General features: G+C 63.8%; 16 protein-coding genes. 6 read left to right on the forward strand and 10 right to left on the reverse strand.

Annotation, left to right across the window (positions count from 1 at the left end; genetic code table 11):
- Positions 1–232 precede the first annotated feature (232 nt).
- From nrdE to A5636_RS12520, 4 genes are all read right to left on the reverse strand, one after another.
- On the reverse strand, positions 233–2398 hold the full coding sequence (gene nrdE / locus A5636_RS12505; RefSeq protein ID WP_065158942.1) for a class 1b ribonucleoside-diphosphate reductase subunit alpha: 2166 nt from the start codon (positions 2396–2398) through the stop codon (positions 233–235).
- Positions 2368–2847, reverse strand: a complete 480-nt coding sequence (gene nrdI, locus A5636_RS12510) for a class Ib ribonucleoside-diphosphate reductase assembly flavoprotein NrdI (protein ID WP_065158970.1) — start codon at positions 2845–2847, stop codon at positions 2368–2370. Before nrdI ends, nrdE begins: the two co-directional genes overlap by 31 nt.
- 63 nt (positions 2848–2910) lie before the next feature.
- Positions 2911–3150, reverse strand: coding sequence for a redoxin NrdH (locus A5636_RS12515; RefSeq protein WP_065158943.1), 240 nt, complete (start codon positions 3148–3150; stop codon positions 2911–2913).
- A 490-nt stretch (positions 3151–3640) separates the two neighbouring features.
- Positions 3641–4198 carry an NAD(P)H-dependent oxidoreductase gene (locus A5636_RS12520; protein WP_081287754.1) on the reverse strand — a complete coding sequence of 186 codons (558 nt, stop codon included), beginning with the start codon at positions 4196–4198 and terminating at the stop codon, positions 3641–3643.
- A 91-nt stretch (positions 4199–4289) separates the two neighbouring features.
- On the opposite strand from A5636_RS12520, the gene A5636_RS12525 reads away from it, so the two are divergent.
- Positions 4290–4919: a TetR/AcrR family transcriptional regulator gene (locus A5636_RS12525; protein WP_065158944.1), complete on the forward strand. Its 630-nt coding sequence runs from the start codon at positions 4290–4292 to the stop codon at positions 4917–4919.
- The gene (locus A5636_RS12530; protein ID WP_065158945.1) at positions 4916–5950 is read left to right on the forward strand and encodes a DNA polymerase IV; all 1035 of its coding nucleotides are present in this window, start codon (positions 4916–4918) and stop codon (positions 5948–5950) included. The genes A5636_RS12525 and A5636_RS12530 overlap by 4 nt, the downstream gene beginning before the upstream one ends.
- On the opposite strand, the gene A5636_RS12535 is transcribed toward A5636_RS12530, so the two are convergent.
- Together A5636_RS12535 and A5636_RS12540 are read right to left on the reverse strand one after the other, a co-directional pair.
- Positions 5941–6819, reverse strand: coding sequence for an SDR family oxidoreductase (locus A5636_RS12535; RefSeq protein ID WP_065158946.1), 879 nt, complete (start codon positions 6817–6819; stop codon positions 5941–5943). The genes A5636_RS12530 and A5636_RS12535 overlap by 10 nt on opposite strands.
- A 32-nt stretch (positions 6820–6851) precedes the next feature.
- Positions 6852–7499 carry a TetR/AcrR family transcriptional regulator gene (locus A5636_RS12540; protein WP_065158947.1) on the reverse strand — a complete coding sequence of 216 codons (648 nt, stop codon included), beginning with the start codon at positions 7497–7499 and terminating at the stop codon, positions 6852–6854.
- Between the two features lie 106 nt (positions 7500–7605).
- Here A5636_RS12540 and A5636_RS12545 point away from each other — a divergent pair, with 106 nt between their 5' ends.
- On the forward strand, positions 7606–9096 hold the full coding sequence (locus A5636_RS12545; protein ID WP_065158948.1) for a cytochrome P450: 1491 nt from the start codon (positions 7606–7608) through the stop codon (positions 9094–9096).
- A gap of 1 nt (position 9097) precedes the next feature.
- Here the strand turns inward: A5636_RS12545 and A5636_RS12550 are convergent, their stop codons facing one another.
- On the reverse strand, positions 9098–9598 hold the full coding sequence (locus A5636_RS12550) for a homocitrate synthase (RefSeq protein ID WP_065158972.1): 501 nt from the start codon (positions 9596–9598) through the stop codon (positions 9098–9100).
- Between the two features lie 300 nt (positions 9599–9898).
- Here A5636_RS12550 and A5636_RS26550 point away from each other — a divergent pair, with 300 nt between their 5' ends.
- On the forward strand, positions 9899–10039 hold the full coding sequence (locus tag A5636_RS26550; RefSeq protein WP_172827221.1) for a hypothetical protein: 141 nt from the start codon (positions 9899–9901) through the stop codon (positions 10037–10039).
- Positions 10040–10384: 345 nt separating this feature from the next.
- Positions 10385–10516 carry a hypothetical protein gene (locus A5636_RS27610; protein ID WP_301336715.1) on the forward strand — a complete coding sequence of 44 codons (132 nt, stop codon included), beginning with the start codon at positions 10385–10387 and terminating at the stop codon, positions 10514–10516.
- A 308-nt stretch (positions 10517–10824) separates the two neighbouring features.
- On the opposite strand, the gene A5636_RS12555 is transcribed toward A5636_RS27610, so the two are convergent.
- On the reverse strand, positions 10825–12282 hold the full coding sequence (locus A5636_RS12555; RefSeq protein WP_065158949.1) for a FadR/GntR family transcriptional regulator: 1458 nt from the start codon (positions 12280–12282) through the stop codon (positions 10825–10827).
- Positions 12283–12288: 6 nt separating this feature from the next.
- On the reverse strand, positions 12289–13476 hold the full coding sequence (locus A5636_RS12560) for a thiolase family protein (RefSeq protein ID WP_065158973.1): 1188 nt from the start codon (positions 13474–13476) through the stop codon (positions 12289–12291).
- Between the two features lie 72 nt (positions 13477–13548).
- Between A5636_RS12560 and A5636_RS12565 the strand changes: the two genes are divergently transcribed.
- Positions 13549–13899: a Zn-ribbon domain-containing OB-fold protein gene (locus A5636_RS12565; RefSeq protein WP_437339825.1), complete on the forward strand. Its 351-nt coding sequence runs from the start codon at positions 13549–13551 to the stop codon at positions 13897–13899.
- A 9-nt stretch (positions 13900–13908) separates the two neighbouring features.
- Here A5636_RS12565 and A5636_RS12570 read toward each other — a convergent pair whose 3' ends face one another.
- Positions 13909–14718: a class I SAM-dependent methyltransferase gene (locus A5636_RS12570; RefSeq protein ID WP_065158952.1), complete on the reverse strand. Its 810-nt coding sequence runs from the start codon at positions 14716–14718 to the stop codon at positions 13909–13911.
- Positions 14719–14816 lie beyond the last annotated feature (98 nt).

Genomic DNA, 14816 nt, shown 5'->3' on the forward strand with positions numbered 1-14816 from the left:
TCTGCTCTGGGTGATTCGTCGATGGCGTCTGAACGCGTCGCCTTCGCCGCTTTCCCTGCAAAGCTAGGGACTCAGCCGCTGCGGGTCTACCCAGATAGCGCGGCGGATGGCCGGAAAACGCGGTCAGGAAGCCACCGCGCCTCAGACGCACCGAGAGTGAATCTCACGACGCGGCACGACCGGGCACGACGCGACACGCCGCGCCACCGTCGCCCAATTCACTCGCCAGGCGTCAGAGCATGCAGGACACGCAGCCCTCGACCTCGGTTCCTTCCAGAGCCATCTGGCGCAGCCGGATGTAGTACAGCGTCTTGATTCCCTTGCGCCAGGCGTAGATCTGCGCCTTGTTCACGTCACGCGTGGTGGCGGTGTCCTTGAAGAACAACGTCAGTGACAGTCCCTGATCCACGTGTTGGGTGGCTGCCGCGTAGGTGTCGATGATCTTCTCGTAACCGATCTCGTACGCGTCCTGGTAATACTCCAGGTTGTCGTTGGTCATGTAGGGCGCCGGGTAGTAGACGCGGCCGATCTTGCCTTCCTTGCGGATCTCCACCCTGGACACGATCGGGTGGATCGACGATGTCGAGTGGTTGATGTAGGAAATCGACCCGGTCGGCGGCACGGCCTGCAGGTTCTGGTTGTAGATGCCGTGCGCCTGCACCGATTCCTTCAACCGTTTCCAGTCGTCCTGGTTGGGAATCCGGATGCCGGCGTCGGCGAACATCTGGCGCACCTTGTCGGTTGCAGGCTGCCAGACCTCATCGGTGTACTTGTCGAAGAACTCCCCCGAGGCGTACTTGGACCGCTCGAAGCCCTTGAAGTGCGAACCGCGTTCGATCGCAATGCGATTCGAAGCTCGAAGCGCGTGATAGAGCACCGTGTAGAAGTAGATGTTGGTGAAGTCGATGCCCTCTTCGGAGCCGTAGAAGACACCCTCGCGAGCCAGATATCCGTGCAGATTCATCTGCCCCAGCCCGATTGCGTGAGAGTCGTTGTTTCCCTGCTCAATTGAGGGTACCGAGGTGATGTGGGTCTGATCGCTCACGGCGGTCAGCGCGCGGATCGCCACCTCGATGGTCTGGGCGAAGTCCGGCGAGTCCATCGTCTTGGCGATGTTGAGCGACCCCAGGTTGCACGAGATGTCTTTACCCACTTTGGCATACGACAGGTCTTCGTTGAACAACGACGGGGTGGAGACCTGCAGGATCTCCGAGCACAGGTTGGAGTGGGTGATCTTGCCTTCAATAGGATTAGCCCGGTTCACCGTGTCCTCGAACATGATGTAGGGATAACCGGACTCGAACTGCAACTCGGCAAGTGTCTGGAAGAACTCTCGCGCCTTGATCTTGGTCTTGCGGATGCGAGCGTCGTCGACCATCTCGTAGTACTTCTCAGTGACCGAGATGTCGGCGAATGCCATACCGTAGACGCGTTCGACGTCGTACGGCGAGAACAGATACATGTCCTCGTTCTTCTTGGCCAGCTCGAACGTGATGTCCGGAATCACCACACCCAGACTCAGCGTCTTGATTCGGATCTTCTCGTCGGCGTTTTCCCGCTTGGTGTCCAGGAAGCGGTAGATGTCCGGGTGGTGGGCGTTGAGGTACACGGCTCCGGCGCCCTGACGCGCGCCCAACTGGTTGGCGTAGGAGAAAGAGTCCTCGAGCAGCTTCATGATCGGGATGACGCCCGAGGACTGGTTCTCGATGTTCTTGATCGGTGCGCCGTGCTCGCGAATATTGGTCAGCAGCAACGCAACTCCGCCGCCGCGCTTGGACAACTGCAGAGCGGAGTTGATCGAGCGCCCGATCGACTCCATGTTGTCCTCGATGCGCAACAGGAAGCACGAAACCGGCTCGCCGCGCTGCTTCTTGCCGGAGTTCAGGAAGGTCGGGGTGGCTGGTTGGAACCGGCCGTCAATGATCTCGTCCACCAGCTTCTCGGCCAGGGCAGTGTCACCGGCCGCAAGGGTGAGCGAGACCATGACGACACGGTCCTCGAAGCGCTCCAGGTAGCGCTTCCCGTCGAAGGTCTTCAGCGTGTAGGAGGTGTAGTACTTGAACGCGCCGAGGAATGTCGGGAAGCGGAACTTCTTGGCGTAAGCCCGATCCAGCAGCGTCTTGACGAAGTTTCGCGAGTACTGGTCCAGCACCTCACGCTCGTAGTAGTTCTCCCGGATCAGGTAGTCGAGCTTCTCGTCCTGATTGTGGAAGAAGACGGTGTTCTGGTTGACGTGCTCCAGGAAGTACTGGCGCGCCGCGAGCACATCCTTGTCGAACTGAATCTTGCCTTCGGCGTCGTACAGATTCAGCATCGCGTTGAGCGCGTGGTAGTCCGTTTCGCTCTGCAACACGTGCGAGCCGGTGGTTACAGGCTCTGCAGTGACGGTTGGTGGCACGTCTGTTCCTTCCAGAATTGGGCCAGGCCCGCGCGGACAGCGGCGACGTCGTCCTCGGTGCCCATGAGTTCGAAGCGGTAGAGGTACGGAACGCCGCACTTGCGGGACACCACGTTGCCCGCGTAGGCGAATTCGGCACCGAAGTTGTTGTTGCCCGCAGCGATGACGCCACGGATCAGCGAGCGGTTGTGCTCGTTGTTCAAGAAAGCGATGACCTGCTTGGGGACGTAGCCGCCATCGTTGATGTTCGGCGTGGCCCGCCCGCCGCCGTACGTCGGCAACACCAACACGTACGGTTCGTCGACCGTTATGCGTTCATGCAGCGGGATGCGTGTGGCGGGAACACCCAGCTTCTGCACGAAGCGGTGGGTGTTCTCCGACACCGACGAGAAATAGACCAGTGACGATCGCGAGCCCGGTTCGGCCGCGCGAAGCGGGTCGTCACCCATCCAATCCAGGTTGCGTCCCATAACGTCCATGGCACCGCAACCTCCTTACTTGCTTGACTACCGCTAAGCGCTCATCGCCGCTTCGGCGAGAGCTTTGATGCGGTCGGGCCGGAAACCGGACCAGTGGTCGTTGTCTGCCACGACGACAGGCGCCTGCAGATACCCGAGTGCCATCACGTAGTCCCGCGCTTCGGAATCCAGCGTGATGTCGACCTTCTGGTAGGCGACACCCTGCTTGTCCAGCGCCTTGTAGGTGGCAACGCACTGCACGCACGCGGGCTTGGAGTAGACGGTAATGGTCATGGGCGTACCGCTCCTTTGCGGAAGTGGGGACAACAAGAACGACTGGCAACAACTCTGGTGACACATCAGCACTAAGTTCAGCGACCCGGCAGGCCCCCAGATTCCCGGCTGGCGGTACCAACACGCTCGATTTGGTAACACCAATTCTGGGAAGTTCATCGGACCCGGTGGGGCCTGGTGAACCTGGGATCTGCCGGTGCTCAAACACTACACCTAGGGGGTGACGACGAGAAGAGATACAACATGTTCTGAATAACATTTCTGAAATTCCCTGGTCGTAAGCGTGTCGCCGGTGCCGCTTCGGCGTGTCGCAGATCACAACTTGCGCGGTAGGTGTACATGGCGTCTGGTTTAGCACTCGCCACCGACAAATCCGCCCGCAACCGATGTGCGCGTCAACGCCAGCAAAGCCGCCGGCAAGGTCGCCGACGGCTTTGACTAGAGACTTTATGACCGGGATGCCGCCGAGTGGCGACATGCGTTGACGGGTTCAGCCGACCTCTGCCGCGAGCTTGCCGACGACCTCTCGCACCGCTTCGGACAGTTCGGCGCTCGCCGCGGGCGCGCTGCCCTGCAAGGTTCGGAACGGCACCGAGAGTTTGATTCCCTCGACAACCCGGGCACCGGCGATGCCGAACGATTTGCGGGTGTCGTCGTGCGCCCAGACGCCGCCGTATTGGCCCAGCGAGCCGCCGATCACCGCCAGTGGTTTGCCCCTGACCGCGCTCTCACCGAACGGCCGGGACAACCAGTCGATCGCGTTTTTCAGCACCGCGGGGATGGTTCCGTTGTTCTCGGGCGTGACCACCAGGGTGGCGTCGGCTTCGCTTACCGCCGAACGCAACGCCGTGACAGCCGGCGGTTCCTCGACTTGCGTGCCGACCCCAGGGTCAAGGTCTTCGTTATAGAAAGGCACGTCCCCCAGCCCTTCGAACACCCTGACCGTGACGCCCGCCGGCGCTACCTGGGCCGCAAGTTCGGCGATCTGGCGGTTGATCGAGCTTGCTCGCAAGCTTCCCACCAACACCAGGATCTTGGTTTCGGTCACGTTTCGCGGTCCTTTCGACTGTTAGCGAACATCTTCGCACGGCACAACCGGACTATAGTCCGTTTCATTCCCGCGGAGTTAAAGTGCATACGTGAGCGAAATCGAGCGCGCGGGCGAGTTGGGCGTGCCCGCGGCCGGGATCGGTCTGCACGAGGGCGCTCCTCCCGAGCGCAGTGACGCCGCGCGCAACCGGGCGTTGCTTCTGGACGCAGCGCGGCACCTGGTCACTGAACGCGGCGCCAAGGCGGTCACCACCGATGACATCGCGGCCGCCGCCGGTGTCGGCAAGGGAACCTTGTTCCGCCGATTCGGCAGCCGGGCCGGCTTGATGATGGTGCTGCTCGATGAGGACGAAAAGGCGTTCCAGCAGGCCTTCCTGTTCGGACCGCCACCGCTGGGCCCCGACGCGCCCCCGATCGATCGGCTGGTCGCTTTCGGGCGGGAGCGGATTTGCTTCGTGCATACCCACCATGAACTGCTGTCGGCCGGCAACCGCGATCCGCACCGCCGCCACGTCGGCGCGGCAGTCGTTCAGCGCCGCCACATACGGGTGCTGATGCAGTCGGCGCGCAGCACTGGCGATTTGGATGTCCAGGCCGATGCGTTGCTAGCGCTGCTCGATGTCGACTATGTGGAGCATCAACTCACCCAGGGCGGCCACAACCCGCAAACGCTCGGCGATGCGTGGGAGAGCCTGGTCCGCAAGTTGTGCGGAAAGTGAGTCACATCCTGCACGTCGACCTCGACCAGTTTCTGGCTTCGGTGGAGTTGCGGCGTCATCCCGAACTGGTCGGGCGGCCGGTCATTGTCGGGGGCAATGGCGATCCGACCGAACCGCGCAAGGTAGTCACCTGCGCCTCCTACGAGGCGCGCGAGTTCGGAGTCCACGCGGGCATGCCGATGCGCGCCGCCGCCCGGCGCTGTCCGGGCGCCACCTTCCTGCCCTCGGACACCGCCGCCTACGACGCCGCTTCTGATCAGGTCATGGGGTTGTTGCGCGACCTCGGGCATCCCGTCGAGGTGTGGGGCTGGGACGAAGCGTACGTCGGACTCGCCGAAGGGAACCCGGTCGAACTCGCTGAACAGATCCGTACCGTCATTTCGACCGAAACCGGACTCTCCTGCTCGGTGGGTATCAGCGACAACAAACAGCGCGCCAAGATCGCAACCGGCTTTGCCAAACCGGCCGGAGTATTCCAACTCACCGACGCCAACTGGATGAGCCAGATGGCCGACCGCCCGGTGGACGCACTGTGGGGAGTCGGTCCGAAAACCGCGAAGAAGCTTGCTGCGCAAGGCATTACTACCGTGTGGGAGCTGGCGCACACCCACGGCGAATTGCTGACAGCGACATTCGGCCCGCGTACCGGGCTGTGGCTGCTGCTACTCGCCAAGGGCGGCGGCGATACCGGAATCAGCGCCGAGCCTTGGCTGCCGCGCTCCCGCAGCCACGTCGTCACGTTTGCCCGCGACCTCACCGAGCGATCCGAAATGAACGCTGCGGTAACGGAATTGGGTCGACGCGCCCTTGCCGAGGTGGTGGCATCGGCGCGAACCGTCACCCGGGTGGCGGTCACAGTGCGCACCGCGACGTTCTACACCCGCACCAAGATCCGCAAGCTCGACGCGCCGACCATCGACGGCGACGTCATCACCGACGCCGCCCTGCGGATCCTCGACCTGTTCGAATTGGACCGCCCCATCCGACTACTCGGGGTGCGCCTGGAACTGGAAATGCCCGATCAGCGCTGAAGTTGCGGCGGCCCGGGTCGCAGCGCGCGGGTGAAGATGGCGTTGACCTGGCGCATAGCCACGCTGTAAGGCCACCACGCCAGCCGCTTGAACGCGTAGAGCGCGCGGATGTCCTGCGAGGTGTAGATCAGGTATCTGTTTTTCGCGACGCCGGCCAGGATTTTCTCGGCGGCCCGTTCCGGCGAGACGGCGTGACCGCTGAACCGGTCGACCCAGCGGGCAACGTGCGGATCGTTTCGGTCCACCCCGGCGATCTCGACGGTGTTTACCAGCGGGGTCTTCACCGCGCCGGGTACCACCACGGACACGCCGATGCGGTGCCGGGCGAGGTCGAAGCGCAGCACTTCGGAAAGCCCACGTAGACCGTACTTGCTCGCGCTGTAGGCGGCATGCCAGGGCAGGGCGACCAGTCCGGCGGCCGAGGACACGTTCACCACGTGGCCACCCCGCCGCGCGGCGACCATATGCGGAACAAACGACTCGATGACGTGGATCGGGCCCATCAGATTAATCTGCACCATCTTGGTCCACTGCTCATGGCTCAACCGGTCGACGGTCCCCCATGCCGATACACCAGCGATGTTGAGGACCACGTCCATGCTGGGCTGGGTGGCGTGGATGTCGGCCGCGAACGCGGCCACCTGCGCATAGTCGGATATGTCCAGTACCCGGTGCGCGGGCACTTCCGCGCCCAGCGCTCGCGCGTCGGCCACCGTCTGCGCCAGTCCGTCCTCGTCACGGTCGGTCAGATAGAGCTCCGCGCCCTGCGCAGCCAGTCGTAACGCGGTCGCGCGGCCAATGCCGCTCGCCGCACCCGTGACGAAACACCGCTTGCCTGCGAAATACCGCCTCGATCCGTTCTGCGCCATGGACGTGACGATACCGCCGGTAACGGCTCCGCCTAGCGCGACGGGCCACCCCACAGCGCGTGTAGCCACAACTGCTCCAGCACCCGCACGCGACGGTCCGCGTCATGGTCGCGACCTGCCAATAATGGGTCGCCGGTGAGCGACAGCGCAGTGGTTCCTGCCAAGGTGCGGATCAGCGTCGGAAGGTCATCGCTAATCGGTTGCGCGGTCCCAGCCTTTACTTCGGCATCGACGATGGTCACGATCTGACCGAGCACCACCTCGAACTGCTGCTCGAGGATCTCGCGAATCTCGATGTCGGTGTGGCGAGCCGCATTACAGGCGTTCATCAGCGGGTCGTTATGCGCGTACACGACCGCGGCACTGCCGACCATGCGCGTGGCGAACTGCTGCGGCGACTCGCCGGGTTGGCGGGGAGCGAAGTACTGCGTGAGCTCTTCGAGTTCTTCGGTGACCTCCGCCAGGATCGACGCCAGCACCGAGTACTTGGAGTCGAAGTAGAAGTAGAAACCCGAGCGCGCCACCCCGGCCCGCGTGCTGATGGTGCTGACCGACAGTTCCGAGAATGGGCGCTCCTGCAGAAGTTGACGAACCGCCTGCATGATCGCCTGTCGGTGTTTGTCGCCGCGCCGACGGAAGGCCTGCCCACCGTGGTCCTGCCGCGCCGCGTTGCTGTTCACCTGACCATTGCACCACGCCGCGCGAAGGAAACTTGACAGGCGTCAAGTTCATCCCCAAGGATAGGTGTTAGTGACGGCGGCCACAGCCGGTTAGAGGAGCATGTCAATGGCGACAACCAGGGCAACGATCAGCACACCCGCGTATCTCCTTGATCAAGCGCAGCGACGGTTGATCCCGTCGATCAACAACATTCCCGGCATGGGCCTGGTCGAGCGCCGGCTGCGCAACACCGAGTTCCCGGAGCGCAGACTCGCCGAGCCTCCGCCGGGCAGTGGGCTCAAGCCGGTCGTCGGCGACCGCGGCCTGCCCATCCTCGGCCACATGATCGAGATGCTGCGCGGCGGACCGGAGTACCTGGCGTTCTTGTACGAGACCAAGGGTCCGCTCGTCTTCGGCGACTCCCCCATCCTGCCGTTCGTCGCGGCACTCGGCCCCGATGCCGCCCAGGTGATCTACTCCAACCGCAACAAGGACTACTCGCAGCAGGGTTGGACCCCGGTGATCGGCGCGTTCTTCCACCGCGGTCTGATGCTGCTGGACTTCGAAGAGCACCTGTTCCACCGGCGCATCATGCAGGAAGCGTTCATCCGGTCTCGGCTCGTGGGGTACGTCGAGCAGATGGACAAGGTCGTGTCACAGGTGGTCGCCAATGACTGGGTGACCGACGACTCCCGCTTCCTGCTGTATCCCGCGATGAAGGAGCTCACCCTCGATATCGCCTCGATGGTGTTCATGGGCCACGAGCCCGGTACCGACCGCGAACTGGTGACAAAGGTGAACAAGGCCTTCACCATGACGGTCCGTGCCGGCAATGCGGTGATTCGCACGGGTGTCCCACCATTCACCTGGTGGCGTGGGCTCAGGGCGCGGCAACTGCTCGAGGAATATTTCGCTGCACGAGTCAAGGAGCAACGCGGCAAGAAGGGCAACGACCTGCTGAGTGTGCTGTGCCAGACCGAGGACGAGGACGGCAACAGCTTTTCCGACGAGGACATCGTCAACCACATGATCTTCTTGATGATGGCCGCGCACGACACCTCCACCACTACGGCAACCAACATGGCCTACGAATTGGCCGCCCACCCCGAATGGCAACAACGCTGCCGTGACGAGTCCGACCGTCTAGGTGACGGACCGCTCGACATCGAGTCCCTGGAGAAGCTGGAATCACTCGACTTGGTGATGAACGAGGCGATCCGTCTGGTGTCACCGGTCCAATGGGCGATGCGACAGACGGTGCGTGATACCGAGTTGCTCGGGCACTTCATCCCCAAGGGCACCAACATCACGGCGTTTCCGGGGGTGAACCACCGGCTGCCGGAGCTGTGGACCGACCCGTTGAAGTTCGATCCCGACCGGTTCGCCGAACCGCGTAGCGAGCACAAGCGACATCGCTACGCGTTCACACCGTTCGGCGGCGGTGCGCACAAGTGCATCGGCATGACGTTCGGGCAGCTGGAGATCAAGACGATCATGCACCGGTTGCTGCGCCGGTACCGGCTGGAGTTGCCGAAGCCGGGTTATCAGGCGAAGTGGGACTACCGCGCCATCCCCATCCCGATGGACGGTATGCCCATCGTGTTGCGGCCGCTGTAGCTCATTCCGCCAATCGGTTGGCGCACGCGATCACGGCACGTAGCGCGGATTGCGTGGGGTCGTCAGACCAGCCCATCGCCCACTCGGTGCGGGCGCCATTGGTTCCGCGCAGGAACGTGACCGTCTGCTCGTCGCAGTGCATTTGGTGAAAGTTCAGTGTTTCCAACGCTATTCCGCGTTGATGCAGCATCGCGGTGAGTGCCGCGACGGGCCCGCCGGCCGCGGCGGTGGATGCGCTGATGTGATCACCTTGCGCAATGACCGCCCGGTAGTTACGGGCTTGGGGGCCAAGCCGCGAAGCTGGCCGCGGTGTGTCAGTGCACTCCCAGTGACCGATTCGAAGGGGGCCGGCGGTGGGTCCGTAAACGGCCACGAAGTTCCGCCATGACATCGCCGCGGCGAGGTCGCGCAGGCCGCGCGGCAGGGCCACGCCGAAGCGGTCGGCGAACCAGGCGTCCGCCGTCGGTCGGTGCGCCGAAGGTTGCGTTTCGGGGAGCGTCATGTGCCGGTCTTCCTGGCTCGAGGGAGCGACCGACGCGAGTAGCTTCTGACCCACCAGCGGGGGGTCGGTCTACATCAGACCCCGCTGTGGGTGCTGGCTACTACGGCACGCGCAGGAATTGGCACGAGCGGACACATTAGCGGCCGAGCAGCATCATGCGCAACTGAATTCTCTTAATCGGGATAGGGAAATGCTGCGAATTCCTCCAAAACGACGCGGGGCACAGCGGGGTGGAGTTAGCATCCCGGTAGCAGAGAAGTTTGCTAGTTGGGTCAGATCCAGCAAACGAAGGACGTGACCATGAGCGCGAAGAAGACTGGCTGTGGATCGCAGTCACTTCGGGTGGTCGTCGCGGTGCTGGCGGCGGCGCTGGCCGTCAGTTCTGCCGGTTGTGCAACCCAGCGCCAAGTGAATCCTGAGTTCGAGTACACCACCAGATAAGGTCGGCGCACCCGAATGACGTCGGGGGATCCCGCTGGGGACCACTGTTGAGACAGTCGGTTCCCAGCGGGATGGGGGTACCCGGGGGCGTTACCCCAACTTGCGCGCAGAACACGTTCACTTCTTCATGGTGTGCGCCGTCGCCGCTTTGTAGCGGCGTCCTGTGCCACTCGTCAGCAAACACGGTACGCGGACGGCTTCGCGCCTGTCGTCGGCTCGGCCCGTCGGTCTGACCTTTTCTATGGATCAAACGAGAAATGACTCGCGCGGTGCTGCACAGCGTTAACATCGCAGCGCTATTCGTTGTTGTCGGCCACGCATATGAGCGATGAGAAAGGCAGAACCATGACCACAAGCAAGCGGGTTCGGCTGCTGGGCGCTTTGATCCTCGCGGCCTTCGCGGTATTCGCGACGGGTTGCGCGAAAGATCTGCAAGGGGTGCCGGGCCCGGTTATCGGGACCCAAATACCGGAATAGTGAACTTCTCTCCGCCCGGTTCCAAGAAATTAACGGATCTGTCAGCGGAGTCACTGCGACGTGGTTAGCATCTGCAGTGCCAGGTGTCACACGGCGCAGGAGCACGACCGACCGAAGGGACGACTGATGGGCGCGACGAGGTTGACGACGAAGACCATTAAAATCGTAGGGGCTGTGCTGATTACGGCGTTCGCCGCGCTGGCGACGGGATGTGCTACTACACCGGGAGCTCCCACGACCGTGCCCGTCGGGCCCACGAACCCGATGCCGCCGGACGTGCCGAACCCGCAGTAGTTCGGCGTCCCGTTTCACAGCCACCACGACGCTGCGGCGTCGAGGTGGCGACGGATGCGGTAACGGGCCAAGCTGTCGTCGCCGGAGTCGATCGCTTCAAGAATGCGCAGGTGTGCGTGTTCGACCGCGGTGACGTCGGTCCACGTCACCTGGGCCTGCCCCGTGCTGGACCAATGCCGGCGGAACAGTTCCACGATGATCCGCAGGAACAGGTCGAGTAGCGCGTTGCCGGCCAGTTGGGCAAGCCCGACGTGGAAGCGAAACTCGTCTACGGCTGCCTTGCGCACGTCGGCACCTTCGGCGACGTGGGCCCAGTTACGCGGATCGAGGAAAGCGGCAACGGGCGGTTCGGTCCTGCGCTCGACAACCTTGGCAACGTTGTAGATCTCGATGGCGTCCCGCACGCAGCTGAGGTCTTCCCGGTTCGGCTTGCGGTACTGCAGGTAGAGGGCCATGGTGTCAATGCTGGCCTGCGCCTGGGGTTTTGCGACGATCAGTCCGCCGCCCGGCCCGCGGCGCATGTGTGCCACCGCGTGGTATTCGAGCAGTCGCACCGCTTCGCGCAGTGCCGCGCGGCTCACCCGGTACCGGCCCAGCAGCGCAGCCTCGGTGCCGAAAACCGAGCCGACCTGCCAGCCATCCGAGGCGATGTCGTCGGCGATATTGGCGGCCAGCACTTCGGCGAGCTTCCCGCGTGGGCTCGCGACGTCGGCATCCAGCCGGTTGTTCGGTGCGCTGCGCCGGGGCCGGCGCGCCGTTGGGGCCTGGTGCTTGCGCAGCAAGGAGGTGACCGCCTGCACATGGTGTTCGCTGAGTGTCTTGGCCCGCGCCGAATCGCCGGAGGTGACGGCCGCGACGATATCGGCGTGGTCACCGCGCATCTGGTGAGCCGCTTCAACGGCCTGGTCCCTGGAATCCGCACGCGACGTCCTGGCGTACCGCTTTGTCAGTCTCATCAGTACGTCGATAAACAGCTGCAGCACCGGGTTTTTGGACTGCTCGGCCAGGGCGATGTGAAACTCTTCCGGCGGCGCGGGAAGTCCGGGGCCCCATTGTTGTTCGGCCCGCAGCACCGCACGCAGTCGCTCGATCCCGGCCTCGTCGATGTGCTCGGCGGCCAGCGCGGCCGCCAACGGTTCGAGCAGCAGCCGGGCGTCGAGCAGATCGGTCAGACTGGTACCCAGGTATTCGAGGTAGATGACGACGGCCCGCGTCGCGGGGCCCGCATCAGGTGCACAGACGAGCAGCCCGCCGTTCGGGCCGCGTCGCATCCGGGCGACCTGATGGTGCTCGACGAGCCGCACGGCCTCCCTCAGCACCGATCGACTCACCTCAAAGCGTTGTTGCAGAGCGGTTTCCGATCCGAGCGATTCCCCGACCGGCCAACCGCGACGGACGACGTCGGCCTCGATGCACCGAGCGATCTGCGCGGCCCGCTTGTCCGCCCGAACGGGGACCGCCTCACTTGTCATCGCGGCTCAGCAGGTAAGCAGCATGCAGCCCGCAACGGGACCGCCGCCCACCGACACCACCCCCACCTCAGGACGGCTCGAGACTTGGCGCTCCCCCGCGTCGCCGCGCAGCTGCAAACACCCCTCGTGCAATGCCCAGTAGCCGTGCATACGACCCGCCGACAACTGGCCGCCGTAGGTGTTGAGCGGAATCTCACCGTCGCGGGCAATCCGTGCGCCGCCTTCGACGAACGGTCCCGCCTCGCCGTCGCCGCATATCCCAAGGGCTTCCAGCCAGGCCAGCGTGAGATAAGTGAAGCCGTCGTACAGCTGGGCAACGTCGAGGTCGGCGGGTCTCAGCTCGGTGCGCGACCACATCTGTGCCGTCGCATCCGACATCGCCATCTTCGGGTAGTCCGCGCGGTGGAACCAGCCGCCGGCACCGTCGGAGCCGCCGATCGCTTCGACGGCCACGGCTCGATGCGGACAATCCCGCGCGTAATCGGCGTGCGAAACAACCACCGCTATTGATCCGTCAATGGGCACATCACAATCCAGCAATCCGAACGGGGTCGACACCGGTCGGGCATTCAAGTAGTCGGCCATTGTCATCGGATCGCGGTATACCGCAAGGGGATTCAATGCGGCGTTGCGCCGGCCATTGAGGGCGATCCAGCCCAGTTGTTCCTTGGTTGTTCCATACAGTTCCATATGTCGACGGCAGTTCAGCGCCAACCAGTTGGCAGCCGAGTAAGCATGAGCCGCAAGCAGATCGTTGATGTCGTCCATGGCACCGACGGCCGGACGCTCACCCTCGGGCGCATCGAACATGCGCGCCAGCGGCGGGGCGGGCGCATTCTTTTCCTGCGGTAGGACGGTGCCACCCAGCATTTGGATGGTCCGGTAAACCACCACATGACGAGCGCGTCGCTCGGCTACGGCGCGACAGGCCGACATCACCGGACTGAGCAGACCGCCGGTGCCGAATCCGCTGCCGCAGTCGGCAGCGTCGATGTTCAACTCGGCGTTGACCTCGGCGGCCGGTGTGTCACCCAGGGTCGCGATCCCGTCGATATCGGCAGCGGTCAGGCCGGCGTCATCAATGGCAGCGCGGACCGCCTCCATGGTGAGGTCGCGCCCCGGGATCCCAGTACGACGGCCGATGCGCGAGATGCCGGTCCCGGACAGGATCGCGTCCTTTTCGAAGTACTCCATCTGCACCGTCCGTAACATCACCGCGTCGGGAACCAGGCCGAAACCAGTTTGAGCTCAATAGAGTGTACTGTATTGGTCGTGTCGGCTGATTCCACCGCTCCCCTGCTCATCGAACACTGCGCCGACTGCGCGCGCTGGGTGCATCCGTCCGCCGCCGTGTGTCGTGACTGCGGCGCCGAACTCGAGGCAAAGCCGGTGTCCGGCCGCGGGTCGGTCTTCAGCTACACGGTGAACCACCACCCGTACAACCCGGAAGTCCCGACACCATACGTCATCGCGCTGGTCGAACTCAGCGAACAGGACGGGCTGCGTATCGCGGCCAATATCGTTGACTGCGAACCTGATTCGGTGACATGCGGTATGCCCGTCGCAATCCGGGCCGAGAAAGGGACCAGCGGCGCCCCACAGTTCTCGCCTGTCTAGGGCTCCCGTTCAGCGCACGCGACAGCGCACCAGCAGGTACTCCCACTCGATAGCCGATACTTCGACCAGGTATCGATCACCGAGCGCAGCCAGTTTGGCGTCCAATTCCGCGACGCGGTCCGGCTCCCCCTCGATCCCCTTATACGCCGCAACCGTGGGTCCATAGTTAGCTTTGAAGTAGTCGCGGAAGTCCGCGCCATTCTCAAAAACGTCTACCTGCAGCATCTTTCGATCGGCGCTGAGATCAACGACCCGGTCGCCCAGCAGCTCCCGGAGGTGTTCTTCGTCCCCCCAGAGCGGCGCCGGCTGCGCACCGGGCGGCGGCGGCGCCATATACGGCTTCATGGTCGCGAACATCTGTCCGACGAAGCCTTCCGGTGTCCAGCTGATCAGTCCGATCAACCCTCCGGGGCGACACACTCGAACCAACTCGTCGGCAGCGTCCTGGTGATGCGGAGCGAACATCACACCAAGGCAGGAAAGCACGGCGTCGAATTCGTCATCGTCGAAGGGGAGCGCCTCGGCGTTGGCTTCCCGCCATTCGAGATTCGCGCCTCGCGACTCGGCGGTCTCACGCCCACGCTGCAGAAGCTCCGGGCATAAGTCGCTGGCGACTACGTCGGCACCGGCTAGCGCCGCCGGTATCGCCACGTTTCCGGACCCGGCCGCGACGTCCAATACCCGGTCACCAGCACCAATACCACTGGCCTGCACCAAAATTGGCCCGAGCGGCGCCACTAGCCGGGTGGCCAGTGCGGCGTAGTCACCCAGCGCCCAGAGTGCGCGATGCTTGCTCTCGTATCCGCGATCCGTGCTCACGGAACCATCCTGGCGCGAGCAGACGCAGAATCGCACGAAATCGGGAAGATTAGATGGAGTATGGGGGAGGTAGCCCCGAGCCCGCCCCCCCCGCGGGA

It is taken from the genome of Mycobacterium asiaticum (assembly GCF_001673315.1).
Classification (GTDB): Bacteria; Actinomycetota; Actinomycetes; order Mycobacteriales; family Mycobacteriaceae; genus Mycobacterium; species Mycobacterium asiaticum_B.